Here is a 17830-nt window from a genome sequence, read left to right as displayed (position 1 = left end):
TAGTCGGTGAATAGCGCAGCTTGGTAGCGCATCTGGTTTGGGACCAGAGGGTCGGGGGTTCGAATCCCTCTTCACCGACCACTCTTCAATCTGTCGGGTATATCCGGGCAGATATCATCGGATACGATGTYAAATATATACAGTCGGTGAATAGCGCACCTTGGAAGAGCATCCTGATTTTTTGGAATAGCGGACCAGAGGGCGACCCTCGGCGGGGTACACCAAAAGCCAATTTAGTCGGTGAATAGCGCAGCTTGGTAGCGCATCTGGTTTGGGACCAGAGGGTCGGGGGTTCGAATCCCTCTTCACCGACCACTTTTCTAAAGCCTCGTCATTTGACGGGGCTTTTTTGTATCTGTTTATTGATGGTGAATAGTGCAGTTTGGTAGCGCATCCCAAGCTCTTTGGAATAGCGGACCAGAGGGTCGGGGGTTCTCTAAGACCTTGAATTGGCTCTTCACCGACCACTATTCTAAAGCCTCGTCATTTGACCGGGGCGCGTAGCCGGGCTTTTTTGTATCTGTTTATTGGTGGTGAATAGCGCAGTTTGGTAGCGCATCTGGTTTGGGACCAGAGGGTCGGGGGTTCCCTAAGACCTTGATTGGGACCTTGAATTGGCTCTTCACCGACCACTCTTCTAAAGCCTCGTCATTTGACCGGGGCGCGTAGCCGGGCTTTTTTGCATCTATTTATTGGTGGTGAATAGCGCAGTTTGGTAGTGCATCCCAAGCGCCTAACCTCCTAATTCACATTGGGACTCTTCACCCTCTGTCAGCCGCTTGAGAGTAAAGCCCTGCTTTTCCAATAGCGCTGGTAACCCTTGTTTACCAAGCATGTGCATCGCCCCGACAACGACAAGGTAAGTACCCTGTTGGTAACCTGCCTTGTTAGTCAGCTGATTTGCCCAGTCACGGTTGCGCTCGAAAATCAGTTTCTCTTCGGTTTCGTCTGAATACTGGCTTTCTTCCATCAAGGACAACTGGTGTTGGAGATCGCCTGCTTTCCACGCCGAGACAAGGCAATTGAGCTCCGTTTGCATTGCACTCCATTCACGAATAGTGCTGAGCAGGAGGTCTTCGCCATAATCAGGCAAATTCTCCATAAGGGCCACTTGCTGGCTGACGCTTTCGAGTTCCAGAATGGGTAGCTGCTGCTCATGCGCCCTTTGAAGCAGGACGACATCAACACCTTGGAGCGGGCTCAGGCCTGCCTGAGATACCATGGCCATTTGCAGGTTCATGGCTGCCAGCCAGGGCGGGCTATGAATCAGTGACAGGTAGGGGAGTTTTGCCTGCTTGGCAATATCTGACAGTATTTCCTTGTCGTTGTTGTCGAGCAGGGTATCTGAGGTCGGAATGTCCCTGTTGATAGTGACATCACTGGATTTAAGAATGTTTGCCTCGACAACCAGGCCGTCAGCTTCGGGCCAGTAGTCGAGAAATGCCTGAGGCAATGGGTAGAAATCTTGTTCCCCGGCATGAATTGAGCCTAAAAGAACAAACTGACGCTGTGAATCCTTGGCCAGCCAGACCAAGGGTTCAGCGATTGCACTGGTCGTTATAAAAGGCAGTAAGAGCAGCGCCTTGGATAAAATAGATTTAAACATGATCACCGTAGCGAAATGAGACAGATAACTGATTGGGTTATATCAGTTATCTGTAATTATGGCTAACAGTAGAGATAGTGGATGCGGGATAGGCCGATAAAATCCAGCCGCTAGCTCTTGGTGGCGGGGTGCAACCAGAACCACCAGACAATAAACGCGATGGCAGCCAAGCCGATAAGTGCAATCATATTAGTTCTCCTGATGGTCGGGTTTGAATAGCCGTAGCCGGTTAGCATTGCTGACAACAGTGATGGAGGATAATGCCATCGCAGCTCCGGCAATAACCGGACTGAGCAAGGTGCCTGTCAACGGGAACAGTATGCCTGCGGCAACAGGGATCCCCAGGGTGTTGTAGACGAATGCGCCGAACAGGTTCTGCTTCATGTTTTTTAAGGTTGCAGCTGATAGCTGCAGTGCATCGGCGACTCCGTGCAGGGAGTGGCGGATCAGTGTCAACTGGGCACTTTCAATGGCCACGTCGCTACCACTGCCCATCGCAATACCGACTTCGGCTTGCGCCAACGCCGGGGCATCATTGATCCCGTCACCGACCATAGCAACGCGTTTGCCTTGTTGTTGAAGCTCGGCAATTTTCGCCGCCTTGCCGTCAGGCAATACGCCGGCGATCACCGTATCTATACCTGCTTGGCGAGCAATTGCCCTGGCGGTGGTTTCCGTATCACCGGTCAACATAACTACATCAAGTTTCATTTTTCTCAGTCGGTTGATAGCAGCGACGGAATCTGCCCTCAGCGGATCGCTGACGCCCAAAATACCTGCCAGCTGATTGTCGATGGCTACATAGATAGGGGTTGCCCCCTGGCTGGCAATAGCTTCGGCATCAACATCTGCCTGACCAATTCCTACGTTGTTTTTCGTCATCAACTTTTGGTTGCCGAGTGCTAGCTGGTGTCCTTCGACAATCCCGATAACGCCAAAGCCGGGCATTGCCTTGAATTCAGACTGGGCTGAGAGAGGTAGCTCACGAGTTGTGGCAGCATTGACGATCGCCTTGGCAAGCGGGTGTTCGGAGCCCTGCTCAAGACTGGCTGACAGGGCAAGCAGGCGATCTTCGCTGGTGCCGTAGCTGCGACAGTCGATGACCTGAGGCTTGCCTTCTGTCAATGTACCGGTTTTATCGAGTACCACCGTATCGATACCGGCTGCAACCTGCATCGCTTCGGCATCGCGGATCAGCACACCGTATTCTGCGGCTCTGCCAACCCCGACGGTTACCGACATTGGTGTCGCTAGCCCTAATGCACACGGGCAGGCAATGATCAGCACCGTAGTTGCTGTGACCAGCATATAAATAGAGGATGGAGCCGGACCAAAGTAATACCAAATCATGGCCGTTAAGATGGCGATGATCATCACTGCGGGGACAAAAATCGCCGAGATGGTATCTGCCAGGCGGGCAAGAGCGGGTTTACTGCTCTGGGCCTGACGGACCAGGCTGATAATTCGCGCCAGCATGGTGTCGTTACCAATTTGCTCGGCACGAAACAGTAGGCTGCCGTCCTGGTTAATGGTACCGGCGTGAAGTTTGTCGCCTTGTTGTTTGTTGGCCGGGAGCGGTTCGCCGGTCAGCATGGATTCGTCGAGATAGCTCTGGCCGCTTTCGATGGTGCCATCGACTGGCACTTTGGCACCGGGGTACAGGCGTAGCAACATGCCGGTTTGTACTTCTGCAAGAGGCACTTCCTGCTCACCTTCTTGGCTCACGACAATGGCTGTCTGAGGCTGCAGATCAATCAGTTGCTCAAGGGCTTTCGAGGTGCGGCTCCGGGCTCTGGCTTCGAGGGCGTGGCCTAGGGTGATGAGGCCGAGGATCATTGCAGATGCCTCGAAATACACATGCCGGGCCTGCATCGGGAAGATATCCGGCATGATGACGACTAGCATTGAATAGAGCCAGGCAGAACCCGTGCCGAGGGCGACGAGGGTGTCCATGGTGGCGCGGTGGTGCTTGAAGGCCTTCCAGCTGTTGATATAGAAATGTCGTCCGATGGTAAACAACAGGAAGAATGTCAGCAGGCCGACGAGCCCCCAGCTGATTTGGCTGGTGGTGGATGTGATCATCATGCTGCCGCCAAAGACCCCCCAGGCCATCATTGGGATCCCGGCGCCGAGGGCAATAAAGGCATTGCGCAGGTGTCGTCGGAAGGTTTGTTCGTTTTGCTGTTGTTGCCGCAGACGGCGGCTTTGTTCATCCTCGCTATGCTCTGCACCATAACCGGCATCATTGATCGCTATAATCACTGCTGAAATGACGTTCTCAAACGGTGCCTGCCCCGAAACAAGCGCCGTTCTTTCAGCGAGGTTTACATTGGCCTTGTCGACACCGGGAACGGCGAGAATAGCTTTTTCAACAGAGGCTACGCAACTGGCACAGGTCATGCCTGAAAGCAGCAACTGAGCGGTGTTACCCTCATTGGCCGGAGCATGTGTGTTGTTGGCAACAGGTACTGTTGTATCTGCTGGTGTCTCTGATTTTTCACCTGGCTCTGTTCTCAATTTATCGTCAGCCTGGGCCAGTGTTGCCGAGAATCCAAGTTCCTGAATAATATTAATGAGTGTCTGTGCATCGGTATAGGTGGTGATCTCAGCCTGTGTTTTGCTTACCTCGTGCGCAGTGATCTGCGGGTGTGTGTCCAGTGCCTTGTTCACTTTAGCCACACATTTGCCGCAGCTAAGGCCACTTAGCTGCAGGGTATGATGCTGGCGCTCAACAACCTGGTAGCCGAGGTTCTCGATCACAGTCGTTAAGGCCTGCTCGGTGATGGCACCGGTAACTCTTGCCTCTGTTTTGCTGACGGTGAAATCTGCAATTTGCGGGTTGGCGGCAAACTCAGATTCGACTTTTTTTACGCATTTGCCACATGACAGGCCGGCTAAAGGCAGCGAGTGCGTGTAACCGGCTTCGTAACCCAGTGCTGTGATCGCACTGATAAGAGGGAGAAGTTCGGTGTCACCGCGAACAATTGCTCGCCGGGTATCAACATCGGCAGATTCAATGCCGGGCAGGGCGGTTAAGGATGCCTTGATTTTTCCCGCACAGTTCATGCAACGAACCTTGCCTAGCGGGAGGGTAAATTCAGTCATGTGTTTTTCCTTAGCGGTGAGCAGACGGTAACCACAGACGGTCTATTTCGTCATTTCATTTCATGATGCCCTGAGAATAAACCTTCCATCAAGTGGAATGTCAAAGGCTATTTGACTTTGATGTGGCCCCTTGATTGAGCGACTGTACCAGAGCTTGATTTTGCCTGAGAAATGGCTGAATAATAGAACTATAACCTTCCAGAAACTGTAAGGATGAAATGTGAATATTAGTGATGTTGCCAAACAGACCGGGCTGACCGCCAAAACGATTCGATTCTACGAAGACAAAGGGATCATTACGGTGCCGTCACGGGCAAGTAACGGTTATCGCAGTTATAGCCAGAATAATATCAATGAATTGCAGCTGATCCGCCGCTCCAGACTGGTCGGGTTTACCTTGGACGAGTGTCGTGAGTTACTGGAGTTTTCGCGGGATCCCCAACGGCGAAGTGCAGATGTGAAGGCCAAGGCCGAGCAAAAGCTTACTGAGATTGACGATAAAATCGCCGAGCTGATAGAGATGAAAACCACCCTTGAGGCGTTGACTAAGCAATGCCCTGGCAACGACAGCGCCCGCTGCCCGATCATCGAGGGATTGTGCCAGCACACTAAATAAACGGTAGCTTGGGTAGATATGGCAAAGCCGCGATGATTATCGCGGCTTTGTGGTGTGAAGCGTTGTTTCTTTGCGATCAGTACAGTAGCGAATAAAGCTGGCGGCGGTACTGGCTGGCAATGGCATTACCCTGACCCAGCGCCGATAGGATATCCATCATGCTCTTTTTCGCATTGCCGTCGGCAAAGTTCATGTCTTTACGCAGAATGTTAATCAGCAGCTCCAGAGCATCTTGCGAGCGGTCTACCTGGCTGTACTGGACAGCCAGCTCGTAGGCTATCTGGGTATTTTCCGGAGCGGCAGCAAGCTGCTCTTCAAGATGGCGGATTTCTGGTGAGTCACTGGCTTGTCTGTGCAACTCGAGTTTGGCGATCAGGCTTTTATACTTGGCATCCTGATCCTGCATCGGAATGGTATCCAACAGCGTTTCTGCCTCGTCGTATTGCGAGGTTTCAACTAGGCACTCGGCAATAGCCAGAGAAATAATGCTGTTTTGACCGAAATGGGCTGACAGTTCACGCAGAACAGGCAGGGCCTGGTCGTATTGCTGGCTGTCGACCTGCACCAGTGCTTGTTTTAGCTGAAGCTCCTCCTGGCTTGGCAGGTGTTTGCTCAGCATGGTACGCAGGCTTTCTTCAGTCTGTGGGCCGGCGGCACCGTCTGCCGGCTGACCATTTTTGAACAATGCAACGGTTGGCAAACCGCGAACACCAAATTGAGCTGCAACCATCTGCTGGCTTTCGCAGTCTAACGTCGCAAGGACAAGCTGCCCCTGATATTGCGCTGCGATTTTTTCTAAGATGTTGTTAACTTCTGCGGTTTCAGGCATCGATGGTGCCCAGAAACTGATCACAACCGGCGTCTGCATAGATTGTTCGATAACCTGCTGCAGATTCTGCTCGTTAAGTTCGATCGCTAGTTTTTCATACATGTTGCTGCTCTTTATTTTAGTGGCCTCTGTAGTTATTTATGGGGTTAATGGCTGAAAAATCAAGAGGTATTATTTTTATCGCGACAGGCAGGCAATAAAAAAGGAGAGCCGCGCTCTCCTTTTTAGGGTTGTAATGTCAACAATAGGGCAAGTGTCACACAGACACAGAGAATATTAATTTGACGCAATGTCATGACGGAACCTGGTTATCTATTCTGGTATTTCAAGGCGATGAATAGGCTCTGCTAGGGCCTCTTTCAACTTACCTGGCTAAGATAACGATTTAATATGACACAAATATTACGTTAGTTGTTTTTTTTGGCCAATTTCTTCAATTTAGGGCGCTAAGCAATGTTTTAGCTATTTGAGGTGGCTGAATCGTGGCTTTTTTGATCAATGATAGGTGTGTTTTATTTCATATTTCAAAGTAGGAAAGGAGCAAATACCGACATATCGAAGCCGTTTTATCGACGTTGCCGGTATATAGACTGGTTTTTCTTTAATTACTTTTGCTTAGCAGCTGATCCAGCCAGGTGACAGGCAGGATCCGGCGCAGGAATCCAAAAATATGGGTTGGCTGGGTGACATAGTAACGAGGCTTGGGGCGTTCGCTGTCTATGATTGCCTGCAGGGGACTCAAAACTGCGTCTGGTGCCAAGGTGAACTTGCTTGATGGTGATGACTTGCCCAGTCTGTCGAGGGTTTGCTGGTAACTGACATGGTGGCGGGAGGCTGCCATGTCAATGTGCTGCTCGAACTTGAGTTTGGCATTCTCCCTGAAATGACTTTCGATAGGACCTGGCTCGATCAGGCTGACATAAAGTGGCGTATCTTGTAATTCGAGGCGTAGGGTGTCGGTATAACCCTCGAGGGCAAACTTGCTGGCATTGTAGGCCCCGCGGTATTTCATTGCGACCAGCCCGAGAACCGAGCTATTCTGAACGATTTTTCCGCTGCCTTGTTCGAGCATGATCGGAATCACGGCCTGGGTAAGTTCGTGCCAGCCGAATAAGTTGGTTTCGAACTGTTGTCGCAGGGCTTGTGTCGGTAGGTCTTCGAGGGCGCCGGGCTGGCCATAGGCGGCATTGTTGAACAACACATCGATGCGCCCTCCCGTTATCGCCAGGCAAGCTTTGATACCTTGATGAATGGATTCGGTATCGTCGAGATCAAGTTGGATACAGTTCAATCCCTGCTGCCGAAGGGCTGCAACATCATCCGGGTTCCTGCAACTGGCAACAACGGTATAGCCGGCCTTGTGGAGCTGTTCAGCACAGAATCGGCCTATGCCGCTGCTGCAACCGGTGATCAGGATGGTCTCTTTCATTCTTGTTCCTTTTGCGCTTGTCCCGGATGATATGGTATCGAGAATAAAGGTTCATCCCCTCGATGCCTAGTCTAGAAATCAAGTAATTCTCGCTGAAAAAGTATCTTGAGGTTATTTGGGTTGTATAAAAAAGAACAGCCAGGGGCTGCTACCTGGCTGTTCATTTTGGATTTGAGCGCGTGATCATTGTTCACCCCTTAGTTGCTGGGTGCTGAATGCTTTAGTTCGCGACTGATGAGCCGTTGATATCAACGATATTGCAGTTTTTTCCGCCCAGCTTGACACAGGTCTCGATGGCAAGCTTCTGCGCTTCCTGAATATCTCGGGCTCCCCAGGCCGCACCGGCGATTTTATTGGTGCCAATGGCGTAGGCTTTGTTGTCTGATTGCAAACGGTAGTCTTTATACAGTCCGTAGGTACCCGGATCGGCGCTTTGACAACCACTGATGCCAAAAGCAACCGCGATGGCTGCAAAAATTAAGCTATTTCCCTTCAACATATCCACTCACTTACTTTCTTGTTAGTAAACAGTAAGAAGCTTAGTCAATAAAAATGTACAGCAATAAAATTTCAAACTTTTTAATGAAGATACGGAGTAAGTTCAGATGCCATAAACTGGGCTATCCATGGTTGGGCATCCGGCTTGGGATGCAGGCCGTCTTCCATCATCCAATCTTGCTTGAGAATGATTTTTTCGAGGAAAAAAGGCAGTAGCGGCGCATTGTATTGTTTGCTCAACTGGGGATATATATTACTGAAGATTTCGCTGTAGCGTTTGCCGTAGTTGGGCGGTACGTGGATTTGCATTAGCAGCGCTGTTGCCCCGCCGTCATGGATCTGGGTGATCATTTGGCCGAGGTTATTGCGTATAGTAGAGGGAGAGAAACCGCGCAGGCCATCATTCGCACCGAGCTCGATAATGACGTAATCTGGGTTATGTTGTTGTAATAATTTAGGCAGCCGCGCCAGGCCATTGCCTGTGGTATCGCCAGAAATGCTGGCATTTACAACGTTTATCGAGTGTCCCTGTTGCGCCAGTACCGGCTCCATCAGAACCGGCCAGCTCTGTTCAGCACGCATTTGGTACCCGGCACTTAGACTGTCACCGACTACCAGCAAAGTGTTGCTGTAGGCGTTTAGCGAGAAAACAACGAACAATAAAACTGAAAGGAATCGCATCATGTCAACTTCCGTGATTAAGGCTGTATCTGTATCCAAACAGGTGACGACGGCATCATCGTCGCTCACCATTTTGCAGGATGTTTCCCTTGAGGTCGAGCAAGGAGAGGCAATTGCGTTAGTTGGCGTCTCCGGTGCCGGCAAGTCTACCCTGATGACGTTACTGGCGGGACTGGATGTGCCGACGGCGGGGGAAATCGAATTACTCGGCAGGCCTTTGTCCCGACTTGACGACGAAGCCAGAGCTGCACTGCGTAGTGATTCGATAGGTTTTGTATTTCAGAGTTTTTTGCTTATTCCGTCGCTCAGCGCGCTGGAGAATGTGATGCTACCGGCAATCATCAAAGGACAGGACGGGGATGAGCTTCGCGCGGCAGAATTGCTGTCTCAGGTAGGGCTTGAAGGGCGGGAGAGTCACCTGCCGTCACAGCTCTCGGGCGGTGAGCAGCAGCGGGTGGCACTGGCGAGGGCATTTATGACTCGTCCTCAGGTCTTGTTCGCCGATGAGCCGACCGGCAACCTCGATCAGCATACTGCCGCCACGGTGATTGACCTGCTGTTTGCTCTCAATCGTGATCATGGCACCACCCTGGTGCTGGTGACCCATGATCCGCAACTGGCGCAACGCTGTGATCGTACCTTACGGATCCAGGGCGGAAGTTTGGAGGCAGCATGAGTGAACTGAGTGAGGCGAATCAGGTGGCGAGGCCACGCAAACAACCTTTGTTGCTGAAATGGAGTTGGCGTGAGCTGTGGCATGGACAACTGTGGCCGGTTGCGGTGGCATTAACTTTGATTATTGCCTGTGTCTTTGCGCTGTCGGCGCTGGTGGTGCGGGTTGAGAAAATTATGGTAGATCAGGGGCGAACCATGATTGCTGCCGATCTGGTCTTTCGCTCGGCCAATCCGCTGGAGCCACCGTTGCTTGAGCAGGCAAAGGCATTGGGGCTGACGATGTCACAACAAACTCGCTTTGGCACCATGGCCTTTAGTGAGCAGGAAATGCAGCTGGTTAGCGTGAAATCTGTCGGCAGTGACTTTCCGCTCCGCGGTGAGCTGGTGCTGGAAGGCGCAGGTGTTCGTCATCAGGTGCAGCCCGGGGAGCTGTGGTTGGCAGAGCGGTTGTTCTCCTTGCTGGCGGTACAGCGCGGCGATTCGATTACCATCGGGGATGCCGAGCTGACGGTAGCCGGGAAGATCACCCAGGAGCCGGAGCTTTCTTTCAATCCGTTCAGCCAGATGCCAGCGGTTTTAATTCATAACAGCGATCTGGCCAAAACCGGGGCAGTACAGCCGGGAAGCCGAGTACAGTTTCGCGCTTATTTTAACGGTCCGGACGATAAGCTTAGGCAGTTGCAGCAGGCTGTCGAGCTGCAGCCCGGTCAGCGCTGGATCAGCGAGACCACGCAGGGACGAACCGGAGATATGATCGAGCGAGCCAGGCAGTATTTGTCCCTGACACTGATCCTGGTGATTTTGATGGCTACAGCGACGTTGGTGCTGACTTGCTGGCATTACACCTCAACCCGCATTGAGGCGGTTGCGATGATGAAAAGCCTCGGGGCGAGCAAGCGATGGCTGTGGCAGTGGCTGGCACGGCAGTTAAGTCTGCTGTTTGCGATTGCCGCCGTTGCCGGGCTTTCCATCGGCTGGCTGCTCGAGTTTTTGTTGCGGCTTCCGCTGTCGGATGTGCTGCCCGATCCGCTGCCGGAGATTGGTTTTACTCCGGTGTTTGTCAGCCTGGCCGTTGCGTTGCTGGTCGCGATTCCCGGCCTGGGGATTTCTTTGTTGCGGCTGGTAGATGCGCCGGCTATTTCGGTGATCCAACAGCAGGTCGACTGGCCGTTTAAACGTCAGGGCTATGCCCTGGTGCTGTTGCCTGTGGTTGCGGCCCTGATATGGTTTGGTAGCAACAAGTTTATGTGGCTGACACTGGCCGGACTGGCAGCCTTGCTGGGGATCCTGGCGCTGCTGGGATTATTGGTGGTTGCTTTGCTCCGGCGCGGAAAATGGGGCGCGGCGATTAAGCTGGCACTGAGCCGGATCAGCCGAAGCCCGCTGGCAACCGGGGCGCAGCTGGCGGCCTTGACCAGCTCGCTGATGTTGCTGGCGGTGATTTGGCTGCTGAGAAGCGACTTGCTGGCAGACTGGCAACAAACCTTGCCGGCAGATGCACCCAACGTCTTCGCATTGAATATTAGCCCTGAGCAGCAACAAGCGTACCTGGATGAGCTGGACCGTAATCAGGTGGAGCGCTCTGAGAGTTACCCGGTGATCCGCGGTCGCCTGATCGAGATTAATCAGCAAGACCTGCTGGCGGTGACTAGTCAGGGGGAAGAGCGGGATGAATCGCTCCGGCGAGAGCTTAACTTTACCTGGCGTGACACCTTACCAGTACATAATACGTTGCTTGAAGGGGAATGGACTGATAGCCGTGGGGTGTCCGTAGAATCAGGGATTGCAGATCGGTTGGGGATCCGTTTGGGGGATGAGCTGACCTTCAATGTCAGCAGCCAGCCGTTTAGCGCTGTGGTGACCAGTATTCGTCAGGTTGAGTGGCGTAATATGCGGCCGAACTTCTATTTTATCTTTACCCCGGATGTTATGGCGGATCTGCCTGCGACCTGGTTGGTTAGCTACAGGATTGAAGCTGATCAGAACGCGTTGATCAACCAGTTGGGGCGAGACTACCCGACTGTGACCCTGCTTGATCTGAGAACTATGGCTACTCGTATCCAAGCTATCTTGCAGCAGGTCTCTCTGTCACTTTCCGTGTTGGCGGTACTCGGGGTTAGTAGCGGTTTATTGTTGGTGCTGACCTTGCTAAGGCTCAGCCTGTCACAGCGCGAACAGGAAATTAAGCTCTACAGGACACTGGGTGCGAGCCGGAAACGGATCTCGGCGACAGTGTGGGGCGAGTACGGTCTCATGGCATTGATTGCCGGGGTAATGGCTGCTGCAGGGGCAGAATCTGTGGTTGCGGCCTTGCTAAAATGGGGCTTTGAGCTGCCGGTTGTTGGGCATCCGTGGTTATGGGTGATGCTGCCTCTGTTATCGCTGGGGCTGGTGGTGATCATTATCCGCTCAATGATCAAGCGTCTGCTAATGCCGCTGAAAGGCTAGGTTAACACGTCCTAAAACAAGAGCCTGGGTTGATAACCTAGGCTCTATCAGTTTCATCGACTGAGGTGTTAACTCAGTGTCTCTTCTAACGCGTGCTCGAGCTTGGGAAAGCTAAAATGAAACCCTTGCTCTTGTAGGCGAACCGGTAACGCCCGCTGACTGTCGAGTAGCAGCGTCGAGGACTCGCCCAGCCCCATTTTAAGCAACCATGCCGGCGTCTTGAGAATGTGGGGGCGATGTAGTACACGTGCCAGAGTCTGGCTAAACTCTTTATTGGTGACCGGGTTGGGGGCGGTAAAATTGTAGGCTCCGCTGGCTTCGGGATGCTTGAGCAGAAACAAGATCCCCTTGACCATATCTTGCATATGGATCCAGGGAAAATACTGCTCGCCGGAGCCGATAGGTCCGCCTAAGCCTAGTTGATAGGCGGGCAGCATACGCGCCAGCGCACCACCTTGCTTGGCCAGAACGATTCCCGTTCGGAGCAGACAGACACGGGTCTTTTCCGACTGGGCAGCAAGTGCCTCTTCTTCCCACTTCCGGCAAACCAGGTGGGCAAAATCGGCGTTGTTTACCTCCAGGCTTTCATCAAAACTTGCTGATTTCTGATCGCCGTAGATCCCGACGGCTGATCCGCTGATAAAGGTGTGGGGCGGGTTAGTGCTGGCCTTGATTTTTTCGACCAGCTTACGGGTGATATCCCAGCGGCTCTGGCAGATCACCTCTTTTTGCCTGTCACTCCAGCGTTTGTTGACAATTGGCTCGCCCGCTAAGTTGATAACAACATCAATATCATTAAAGTCTGGCAATTCGTCCAGGCAGGTAATGACTTTGATGTGGTGTCCGAGTTGCTGGTAGGCACGGTTGGGATTTCGACTGAGTACCACTAAATGTTCATGGTTAAAGTGCGGAAGGAGTGCTTTTCCGATAAATCCAGTACCACCAGTAACTAATATCTTCATTCCATCCATTGTCCTATTACCGAAAAATCAGAGCAAAACACGACCTAGCTGAAAGAATTCAACTCACTACAAGTATAAACGATTTAGGGAATAGTACTTCAATCAACAGCTTGAGAGCAGCTGGCAGAATGGGGAAAAGAGAAGTGTCCCATTGTCCGGATCTTGCTCCGCCCATGATAAATGCAAGGTTTTTTATGATGAATATTCAATAATGTGCCTAGCTTCTCGACTTACGGAATAAAGTTTGTTTCCAAATGTAAATGACCAGTAATGTATAAGTAACAGGGAAAGTGGTACAGGAGGCAGCATGGCATCGATTCTGGCAATGTTTAAGGCACTGCTGTCTAGCCTGCGTGATTTGCTGCCGATCATTGTGGTGATTGGCTTTTTTCAGCTGGTGGTACTTCAGCAGCCTTTACCGGACTGGGGGGCAATTTTACTTGGTCTGGTGCTGGTAGTCATAGGGCTGACTTTATTCATCTTCGGATTGGAAATGGGGCTGTTTCCTATCGGGGAGTCGATGGCCAGGTCGTTTGCCAGTAAAGGCAGTGTAGTCTGGTTGCTGATCTTTGCATTCTGTCTTGGCTTCGGCACAACTGTTGCCGAGCCGGCGCTGACAGCGGTTGCCGCCGAGGCAGCTGAAGTGGCTGCCGAAGGGGGCCTGATAGCGCAAGATGACGAAATGATGGATGACTATGCCAACGGGCTGCGGCTTACGGTGGCACTGTCTGTCGGGATTGCCATTATGCTGGGGGTGATCCGTATTCTCAAAGGCTGGTCAATCCATTGGATGATAATCAGTGGTTATGTGCTGGTAATGGTTATGACCTGGTTCGCCCCTCAGACTATTGTCGGTATTGCCTATGATTCCGGAGGGGTGACAACATCGACAATTACTGTCCCTCTGGTCACGGCTCTGGGGGTAGGTCTCGCTTCGTCGATCAAAGGTCGAAACCCGATGGTCGACGGTTTTGGGCTGATTGCCTTTGCCTCCCTGACCCCGATGATTTTTGTTATGGGTTACGGCATGCTGGTGCATTAAGTGAAGGTTGCATGATCGAGCTATCGTCCGTTTTATCTCATTTTTTCGATACACTGAGTTCAACAGTGCGGGATGTGCTGCCGATTGTGATCATCATTTTTGGTTTTCAGTTGGCGGTACTCAGACGGCCGGTCGCCAACTGGAGCCGGGTCGTATTGGGTTTTGTCTATGTGGTGCTCGGGCTTTCATTTTTTTTAATGGGACTGGAACTGGCGCTATTTCCACTTGGGGAGTCGATGGCTGCCCAGCTGACAGCCCTGGGTTTTCTGTTTGATAGCGGTGAAGCCATACCGGAGCAGGTTCCCTGGGAGGAATACTACTGGGTGTACTTGTTTTCTGCCGCTATCGGATTCAGTACTACTGTGGCCGAACCGTCTCTGATTGCGGTGGCGATTAAGGCTAATCAGGTATCGGGTGGTACGATTAAGGTTAACGGACTGCGGATTTCAGTTGCGCTGGGGGTAGCGTTCGGTATTGCTCTGGGTAGCTACCGAATTGTTGTCGGGGATCCGCTGCATTACTACATTTTGGTAGGTTATGTCGTAGTGGTTGTACAAACCTATTTTGCCCCCAAGATGATTGTTCCGCTTGCCTACGATTCGGGCGGGGTAACCACGTCAACGGTGACAGTGCCGATAGTGGCGGCGCTGGGGCTCGGATTGGCATCTACGGTTCCGGGGCGTAATCCGATGCTCGATGGGTTTGGATTGATAGCATTTGCCAGTTTATTTCCGATGATCACGGTAATGGGCTATGCCCAGTTGTCGGTGTGGAAAGGCCGTAAGGAGTTAGACTAATGCGATTTAAGTTATTAGTGGCTTTTGTTGAAGATACAAAAACGGATGCTGTTCTGGATGCGGCTCGCGAGGCCGGTGCCACCGGGGCAACCGTTATCAACAATGCTCGCGGAGAAGGGCTGCACAAGAAGAAAACCTTTTTGGGGCTGAGCCTAGAAGTCCAGCGTGATGTGCTGTTGCTGGTTGTGGAGGAGCATTTGGCTCGCTCGATCCTTGAGACTATAGAGCAAGTCGGTGAATTTGACTCCGGTCCCGGGCTGGGGATCGCCGTACAGCTTGATATTGAGGATGCAATAGGCGTGGCTCACCAGGTAGAGACGTTGACCAAGGTTGTGGAGGATAAGCTATGAGCACTGAAAAGGTGGTCAAAGTGAGAGATGTGATGATGAATACCTATGCTATCGTCGAGGGGCTGATCACGGTCGCCGAGGCGGTAGAAATAGCCAAGCAGCGTCAGGTCAAGGCGCTGATTGTCAACAAGCGGCATGACGATGACGAGTACGGCATTGTGCTGATGAATGACATCGCCAAGAAAGTGTTAGCCATTAACCGCTCGCCGCAGCGAACCAATGTCTACGAAATCATGACCAAGCCAGCACTGTCAGTGAGTGCGACCATGGACGTTCGTTATTGTGCCCGCCTGTTTGAGCGTTTCGGTATCAGCCGGGCGCCGGTGATTGAGAACGGACAGGTACTCGGCATGGTGAGCTATAACAATATCGTGCTTAACGGTATGTTGCGGGATGATTAACGGCTCTAGAAAGGGGAGCTGCCGGTGGCCAACTGCTATTAGAAATGTTGAATCGTTCGGTGTAGTATCTCGGCATTCTGTTCTAGTAAGTTTTGGTAAGTGATTTCCTGATGAAACTATTTTTTGCCTCTGATATCCATGGCTGCGCCGAGAGCACCAAAACCATGCTGGCTGCGTTTGAGCAAAGCGATGCCGACCATTTGATCCTACTGGGTGACGTGCTTAACCATGGCCCGAGAAATGCCCTGCCTGCAGGTTATGCGCCGATTGAGGTTGCCGAGCTGCTGAATCCGTATGCCGACCGTATTACTGCTGTCCGGGGTAACTGTGATAGCGAGGTTGATCAGATGCTACTCGAGTTTCCGATGATGGCTGACTACAACCTGGTACTGCTTGCCGACGGCCGCCGCCTGTTCCTGACTCATGGGCACTTGTATAACGGCGACAAGCATCCACGCCTGCGTGCTGGGGATGTGATTGTCTCCGGTCATACCCATCTGCCGGTTGCCGAGCCGAAAGAAGAACTGTATTTGTTTAATCCGGGCTCTGTCACTATTCCGCGTGGCGAGCACCAGGCTAGCTACGGTCTGCTGGAAGACAATACGCTGAAAGTGGTGAGTTTAGCTGGGGCGACGATCTGTTCGGTTGAGCTGAGCTAGCTCCTGATTGTCGATGCATAGATACTTGGCAGAGCGCGCAACTTGCGCGCTCTTTTATTCCTACTGGTATTTCTTGCTATAACCGCTAACCTTTTGTTGTTCTGACAAAATACTGACACTTTCCCACTAGTACTTCAGTTACCCGCCTGCCACACTAAATACAGATAAATATCGGAATAAAAATAAGGTGTTAAGGATGAATAAACAGGTATTGGGCATTGTGCTCGGCGGGGTACTGGTTGCCCTTGGGTTAGGAAGCTGTGGCTACTTTATCGGCCAGACTATGTATAACGCCAAAGTGGCGATGAATATTGCCGAGGTGAAGGGCCTGGCGGAGCAGCGGGTTGAGTCTGACATCGCCAACTGGCAGTTACGCTTTTCCATAAGTTCCAAAAACAAACAAGATATTCCGGCACTCTATCAGCAGGCTGAAGCCCAGCAGCAGGAAATCATGGCGATTCTCAAGGCCAATGGATTTACCGATGATGAAATCGAGATAGGGTTGATAGAGTATAAATATTATGAATACCGCAACGATAGCCAGACGGTCGTCGATCAAGATCATGAGCTTGAAGGAATGATAAGCCTGGAAACGACGAAAGTTCGTGATGTTGCTACCGTACGAGGTGAAGTGAACAAGCTGGTTGCCAAGGGCTACAACATTACCAACTATGCACCGACCTACCGTTTTACCCAGCTAAATGACATCAAGCCTGAGATGCTCAAAGCCGCCACGACCAATGCGCGTATTGCCGCCAATGAGTTTGCTGCCAACGCGGGTGTCGCCGTGGGGGGGATCCGCTCGGCCAGGCAGGGGAACTTCTCGATCACGGATGCTGGCGAGGAGTATGGTGATCGGCACAAGATAGAAAAAGATGTACGTGTCGTGACTCGTATCGAGTTCTATCTGACCGAATAATGCCAGAACGTCGCTAAAAGCCGATAAGCAGCTTGAAGCCGATGATAAAGGTCAGTATCTCGAAGCTGCGCTTAATCAGGCTATTGCTTTTCTGGGAGGCTAGGTGGGCACCAAGGTAGCCGCCAAGAAACGAGCCGAGCAGCAAGACCGGGATCCAGGGCCAGTAGATATTGGCGCCGGCTACATACATGGTCGCAGCGCCTATACCGTTCCAGAACAGGCCGACACTGACCAGGGTGAGGGCAACAGCCTGCTTGTAGTCGAAGCCGAACCAGCGGATCAAAAACAAGGTCACGAACAACCCAGTCCCGGCAGTGAGCGAGCCGTTTAATATTCCTATCAGGGCCAGCCCGAGACCGCCAATCACCATCCCCTGCCAGTGGCGGTTGCGAGGCTGGTCGTACTGGCCAAGCTCTTTTTTGGTCAGCGAGTAGATGCCCAGTCCCAGAATCAATGCTCCCAGCATGGCTTCCGCTGTTCTGCCCGGTACGAACAAGATCACATTGGCACCCAATATCACGCCCAGCATGCCAGCCACAATCACATAGACGGTCAGCGGCCAGTTGAGGCTGCCGGCTCTTATATGCTTGATAGCAGCCCCCAGTCCGAGGGCGACACTGGCGACTTTATGGGTGGCCAGCGCAACGGCAAAGGGCAGGCCAAGAAAGATAAGTAACGGAAACTGGATCAGGCCAGCACCGCCTCCGGACAGAGAGGCCAGGGTGTTGGACAGCAGTGAGCCAAGAAACAGGCCGAGAGTGTTAAATAGATCCATGATGTGTAGATAATTCCCTTTATCTGCAAGTGCCTGCA

The 17830-nt window shown here is 52.1% G+C and carries 17 protein-coding genes and 3 tRNA genes; 12 read left to right on the top strand and 8 right to left on the bottom strand.

All coding sequences use genetic code 11. From position 1 onward, the window contains the following. Window positions 1–4 precede the first annotated feature (4 nt). The 3 genes from L4D19_RS27185 (at window position 5) to L4D19_RS27175 (ending at window position 632) form a co-directional block, all read left to right on the top strand. A tRNA-Pro gene (locus L4D19_RS27185) sits at window positions 5–81 on the top strand. Between the two features lie 157 nt (window positions 82–238). Continuing rightward, window positions 239–315, top strand: a tRNA-Pro gene (locus tag L4D19_RS27180). 216 nt (window positions 316–531) lie between these two features. After that, a tRNA-Pro gene (locus L4D19_RS27175) sits at window positions 532–632 on the top strand. 101 nt (window positions 633–733) lie between these two features. On the opposite strand, the gene L4D19_RS27170 is transcribed toward L4D19_RS27175, so the two are convergent. Together L4D19_RS27170 and L4D19_RS27165 are read right to left on the bottom strand one after the other, a co-directional pair. Further along, a complete protein-coding gene (locus L4D19_RS27170; protein ID WP_428454990.1) occupies window positions 734–1606 on the bottom strand; it encodes a TraB/GumN family protein in 873 nt (290 codons plus the stop codon). 189 nt (window positions 1607–1795) lie between these two features. Further along, window positions 1796–4711 carry a copper-translocating P-type ATPase gene (locus tag L4D19_RS27165; protein ID WP_428454989.1) on the bottom strand — a complete coding sequence of 972 codons (2916 nt, stop codon included), beginning with the start codon at window positions 4709–4711 and terminating at the stop codon, window positions 1796–1798. 220 nt (window positions 4712–4931) lie between these two features. Between L4D19_RS27165 and cueR the strand changes: the two genes are divergently transcribed. Beyond that, window positions 4932–5327 carry a Cu(I)-responsive transcriptional regulator gene (gene cueR / locus L4D19_RS27160; protein WP_428454988.1) on the top strand — a complete coding sequence of 132 codons (396 nt, stop codon included), beginning with the start codon at window positions 4932–4934 and terminating at the stop codon, window positions 5325–5327. 76 nt (window positions 5328–5403) lie between these two features. Here the strand turns inward: cueR and L4D19_RS27155 are convergent, their stop codons facing one another. From L4D19_RS27155 to tesA, 4 genes are all read right to left on the bottom strand, one after another. After that, the gene (locus L4D19_RS27155) at window positions 5404–6258 is read right to left on the bottom strand and encodes a co-chaperone YbbN (RefSeq protein ID WP_160653119.1); all 855 of its coding nucleotides are present in this window, start codon (window positions 6256–6258) and stop codon (window positions 5404–5406) included. 499 nt (window positions 6259–6757) lie between these two features. After that, on the bottom strand, window positions 6758–7585 hold the full coding sequence (locus tag L4D19_RS27150; protein WP_428454987.1) for an SDR family oxidoreductase: 828 nt from the start codon (window positions 7583–7585) through the stop codon (window positions 6758–6760). 220 nt (window positions 7586–7805) lie between these two features. Then, window positions 7806–8084, bottom strand: coding sequence for a hypothetical protein (locus L4D19_RS27145; protein WP_075763212.1), 279 nt, complete (start codon window positions 8082–8084; stop codon window positions 7806–7808). A gap of 80 nt (window positions 8085–8164) precedes the next feature. Continuing rightward, window positions 8165–8767, bottom strand: coding sequence for a multifunctional acyl-CoA thioesterase I/protease I/lysophospholipase L1 (tesA, locus tag L4D19_RS27140; protein WP_428454986.1), 603 nt, complete (start codon window positions 8765–8767; stop codon window positions 8165–8167). On the opposite strand from tesA, the gene L4D19_RS27135 reads away from it, so the two are divergent. Then, window positions 8766–9440: an ABC transporter ATP-binding protein gene (locus L4D19_RS27135; protein ID WP_428454985.1), complete on the top strand. Its 675-nt coding sequence runs from the start codon at window positions 8766–8768 to the stop codon at window positions 9438–9440. The genes tesA and L4D19_RS27135 overlap by 2 nt on opposite strands. Then, window positions 9437–11887, top strand: a complete 2451-nt coding sequence (locus L4D19_RS27130; RefSeq protein WP_428454984.1) for an ABC transporter permease — start codon at window positions 9437–9439, stop codon at window positions 11885–11887. The genes L4D19_RS27135 and L4D19_RS27130 overlap by 4 nt, the downstream gene beginning before the upstream one ends. 68 nt (window positions 11888–11955) lie before the next feature. On the opposite strand, the gene L4D19_RS27125 is transcribed toward L4D19_RS27130, so the two are convergent. Beyond that, window positions 11956–12849: a TIGR01777 family oxidoreductase gene (locus L4D19_RS27125; RefSeq protein ID WP_428454983.1), complete on the bottom strand. Its 894-nt coding sequence runs from the start codon at window positions 12847–12849 to the stop codon at window positions 11956–11958. 307 nt (window positions 12850–13156) lie between these two features. Here L4D19_RS27125 and L4D19_RS27120 point away from each other — a divergent pair, with 307 nt between their 5' ends. The 6 genes from L4D19_RS27120 (at window position 13157) to L4D19_RS27095 (ending at window position 17017) form a co-directional block, all read left to right on the top strand. After that, entirely contained in the window at window positions 13157–13891 is a 735-nt protein-coding gene (locus L4D19_RS27120) for a DUF1538 family protein (RefSeq protein ID WP_428454982.1), read from the top strand. A gap of 11 nt (window positions 13892–13902) precedes the next feature. Then, complete coding sequence (locus tag L4D19_RS27115; RefSeq protein WP_428454981.1) at window positions 13903–14688, top strand: DUF1538 domain-containing protein; 786 nt, start codon at window positions 13903–13905, stop codon at window positions 14686–14688. Continuing rightward, window positions 14688–15038, top strand: a complete 351-nt coding sequence (locus L4D19_RS27110) for a P-II family nitrogen regulator (protein WP_160653139.1) — start codon at window positions 14688–14690, stop codon at window positions 15036–15038. The genes L4D19_RS27115 and L4D19_RS27110 overlap by 1 nt, the downstream gene beginning before the upstream one ends. Further along, entirely contained in the window at window positions 15035–15439 is a 405-nt protein-coding gene (locus L4D19_RS27105) for a CBS domain-containing protein (RefSeq protein ID WP_428454980.1), read from the top strand. Before L4D19_RS27110 ends, L4D19_RS27105 begins: the two co-directional genes overlap by 4 nt. A 110-nt stretch (window positions 15440–15549) precedes the next feature. Beyond that, window positions 15550–16098, top strand: a complete 549-nt coding sequence (gene yfcE / locus L4D19_RS27100; protein ID WP_428454979.1) for a phosphodiesterase — start codon at window positions 15550–15552, stop codon at window positions 16096–16098. A 196-nt stretch (window positions 16099–16294) separates the two neighbouring features. Next, a complete protein-coding gene (locus L4D19_RS27095; RefSeq protein WP_428454978.1) occupies window positions 16295–17017 on the top strand; it encodes an SIMPL domain-containing protein in 723 nt (240 codons plus the stop codon). Between the two features lie 13 nt (window positions 17018–17030). On the opposite strand, the gene L4D19_RS27090 is transcribed toward L4D19_RS27095, so the two are convergent. Beyond that, window positions 17031–17792: a sulfite exporter TauE/SafE family protein gene (locus tag L4D19_RS27090; protein ID WP_428454993.1), complete on the bottom strand. Its 762-nt coding sequence runs from the start codon at window positions 17790–17792 to the stop codon at window positions 17031–17033. Window positions 17793–17830 lie beyond the last annotated feature (38 nt).

This window comes from Photobacterium kasasachensis (assembly GCF_050336885.1).
In the GTDB taxonomy this organism is placed as follows: Bacteria; Pseudomonadota; Gammaproteobacteria; order Enterobacterales; family Vibrionaceae; genus Photobacterium; species Photobacterium kasasachensis.
This window is presented reverse-complemented; position numbering and strand designations above follow the sequence as displayed.

Bases quoted from the DNA above. Each gene is read 5' to 3' on its own strand.
- L4D19_RS27170 (WP_428454990.1), bottom strand. From the start codon at position 1,606: ATGTTTAAATCTATTTTATCCAAGGCGCTGCTCTTACTGCCTTTTATA.
- L4D19_RS27165 (WP_428454989.1), bottom strand. From the start codon at position 4,711: ATGACTGAATTTACCCTCCCGCTAGGCAAGGTTCGTTGCATGAACTGT.
- L4D19_RS27155 (WP_160653119.1), bottom strand. From the start codon at position 6,258: ATGTATGAAAAACTAGCGATCGAACTTAACGAGCAGAATCTGCAGCAG.
- L4D19_RS27150 (WP_428454987.1), bottom strand. From the start codon at position 7,585: ATGAAAGAGACCATCCTGATCACCGGTTGCAGCAGCGGCATAGGCCGA.
- L4D19_RS27145 (WP_075763212.1), bottom strand. From the start codon at position 8,084: ATGTTGAAGGGAAATAGCTTAATTTTTGCAGCCATCGCGGTTGCTTTT.
- L4D19_RS27135 (WP_428454985.1), top strand. From the start codon at position 8,766: ATGTCAACTTCCGTGATTAAGGCTGTATCTGTATCCAAACAGGTGACG.
- tesA (WP_428454986.1), bottom strand. From the start codon at position 8,767: ATGATGCGATTCCTTTCAGTTTTATTGTTCGTTGTTTTCTCGCTAAAC.
- L4D19_RS27130 (WP_428454984.1), top strand. From the start codon at position 9,437: ATGAGTGAACTGAGTGAGGCGAATCAGGTGGCGAGGCCACGCAAACAA.
- L4D19_RS27125 (WP_428454983.1), bottom strand. From the start codon at position 12,849: ATGAAGATATTAGTTACTGGTGGTACTGGATTTATCGGAAAAGCACTC.
- L4D19_RS27120 (WP_428454982.1), top strand. From the start codon at position 13,157: ATGGCATCGATTCTGGCAATGTTTAAGGCACTGCTGTCTAGCCTGCGT.
- L4D19_RS27115 (WP_428454981.1), top strand. From the start codon at position 13,903: ATGATCGAGCTATCGTCCGTTTTATCTCATTTTTTCGATACACTGAGT.
- L4D19_RS27110 (WP_160653139.1), top strand. From the start codon at position 14,688: ATGCGATTTAAGTTATTAGTGGCTTTTGTTGAAGATACAAAAACGGAT.
- L4D19_RS27105 (WP_428454980.1), top strand. From the start codon at position 15,035: ATGAGCACTGAAAAGGTGGTCAAAGTGAGAGATGTGATGATGAATACC.
- yfcE (WP_428454979.1), top strand. From the start codon at position 15,550: ATGAAACTATTTTTTGCCTCTGATATCCATGGCTGCGCCGAGAGCACC.
- L4D19_RS27095 (WP_428454978.1), top strand. From the start codon at position 16,295: ATGAATAAACAGGTATTGGGCATTGTGCTCGGCGGGGTACTGGTTGCC.
- L4D19_RS27090 (WP_428454993.1), bottom strand. From the start codon at position 17,792: ATGGATCTATTTAACACTCTCGGCCTGTTTCTTGGCTCACTGCTGTCC.